The sequence below is a fragment of the Okeania hirsuta genome, assembly GCF_003838195.1.
Lineage (GTDB): Bacteria > Cyanobacteriota > Cyanobacteriia > Cyanobacteriales > Microcoleaceae > Okeania > Okeania hirsuta.
In genome coordinates, this window is sequence record NZ_RCBY01000554.1 from 1 (window position 1) to 1,699 (window position 1,699).

General features: G+C 44.7%; 3 protein-coding genes and 1 pseudogene. All 4 read left to right on the plus strand.

Annotated elements, in window-relative coordinates; genetic code table 11:
- The first annotated feature begins 209 nt into the window (after positions 1-209).
- Positions 210-617 (plus strand): hypothetical protein, encoded by a 408-nt coding sequence (locus tag D5R40_RS32775; RefSeq protein ID WP_124155872.1) that lies wholly within the window; start codon positions 210-212, stop codon positions 615-617.
- Between the two features lie 415 nt (positions 618-1,032).
- A pseudogene (locus D5R40_RS34235) lies at positions 1,033-1,269 on the plus strand (tetratricopeptide repeat protein); the annotation flags it as partial.
- Positions 1,270-1,295: 26 nt separating this feature from the next.
- On the plus strand, positions 1,296-1,475 hold the full coding sequence (locus D5R40_RS32785; protein WP_124155873.1) for a hypothetical protein: 180 nt from the start codon (positions 1,296-1,298) through the stop codon (positions 1,473-1,475).
- 53 nt (positions 1,476-1,528) lie between these two features.
- On the plus strand, positions 1,529-1,699 hold a 171-nt coding region (locus tag D5R40_RS43310), incomplete at its 3' end, for a tetratricopeptide repeat protein (protein ID WP_375339450.1).

A 1,699-nucleotide genomic window follows, 5' to 3' on the forward strand; every position in this document is an offset into this window, starting at 1 on the left:
AGCTTTTATCCCCGGCTTCCAGGTCCGCAATGGCTTCCTTTCTCACATCTGCAGTGCTCCAAACTTTATCCTCAAAGACTTTCGGGTAATAGTCGGACATGCCGAGCAAATAGTATCCCCCAAGGGAAGAGGCACGGCAACGCCAAAGTACGAATCCCAATATCGTTCCACTAAACCGGAAACCTCAGAAACCGGAAGAACCCCAAAAGGTGGTAGAAGAAAATCTATTTAATCCCCCGCCGATAGTTGAAGAAAAGACGGAAGAAAGGCCTAAAGCACACAGTAGATATCAACCGACTTCGCTCCAAACGGTCTCCGATAAGCCAACCTTCCTTACGGCGCGTCCAAAAGAAAAACCATTAGTCTCCCACCCATTATTAATTCAAAACCTTTGGATTTACACGGGTATCGGACTGGCTATAGTGGGAATGATTCTGGCTGCTGTATTTATTTTTACCGGCATTGATTTTGACGACAGCTGGTCCAAAGATCAAAATAGCTACCTATCGGCTTTTGGAGTGGCGATTCCTACAATATTTTGTTGTTACCGTTCAAAGAATATCCTAATTGCATTGCAGAAGATGCCTTTGATGAAATTGCTGTCAGAGATCGCATGAATCTTTTTCAGGAAGGAAGAAGATTTGGGCATCAAGGTGAAATTTATGGGCGACGGGGGCCTGTCCGAAAAATAGCGAAGAGGCAAGAAGGATCGGCCCAGGTGTACAATGCAGATCTTGTCGTTTGGGGAAACTATCCTGAATCAAGAGCGATAGTGTGAACCTTCACACACCACTAATCTCGCTTCGCAGCAATAACAATAACTTTCTGGGAGCCAGGTAAAAAACCTGGGAAAGCTCGGCCCTGGGAGATAATTATGATTTGCAGGAAGGATTCATTGCCCGGAGACATTGATGATGTCGTGAACTGGTTGCTGGGAATTGTTAACCTGCGAAATGAGATTACATCAGTTATTACAATTCTTCGAGCAAATGCAGCTGGACGATTCCATGAAAGTGCCATCTCTACCATTTAAAGGCAAAGTGCTACCAGGGCCTGGAGCAATACGACCAGGTGTTGCAAGCCTACAATCAGGTGATTTTCCTAAGTCCCGATAATGCCAACGCCTATCACAACCGCGGATTGCTATACCAACACCTAAAACAAGAAGAACAAGCCATTGCAGATTTTTCTGAAGCAATTCGTTTGAACCCTCGCCATATCAAAGCTCACACAACCGCAAACCTCCTCATGGAAGGAAGAAGTAGATGATACCTTCTACGTGGACCCTGAAACTCATGCAAAAAACCGAAGACGTTTGGGAAACTACGGAAGAAGAAAATTCTGATAGCTTTCCGGATGAAGAAATCCAATTGGTAACTGAAACCGATCGTTCTGGCGGCTTCATCGAGCCCACGGTCATGCAGGAAGAAAGTGAAATTGAAGACCTTTATGAGAAAGAGAAGAGCTTAATCTGAGTTCTTCGGAAACCTTCTTTTCAGACGGCCTTCAGCTGGAACAAAGAGGAAGGTTGAGCGATGCAGTGGAAGCCTATAATCATGCGATTGAAACTTCTCCCAGAGAAAGTCGATATTATCACGCTAGAGCAAAAGTCTACGAGAAGATCGGCAAGATGAAAGATGCCCTTAATGATTATACAACAGCTTCTCAGCTTTCGCCCCAGAATACCGAGATTTATTTG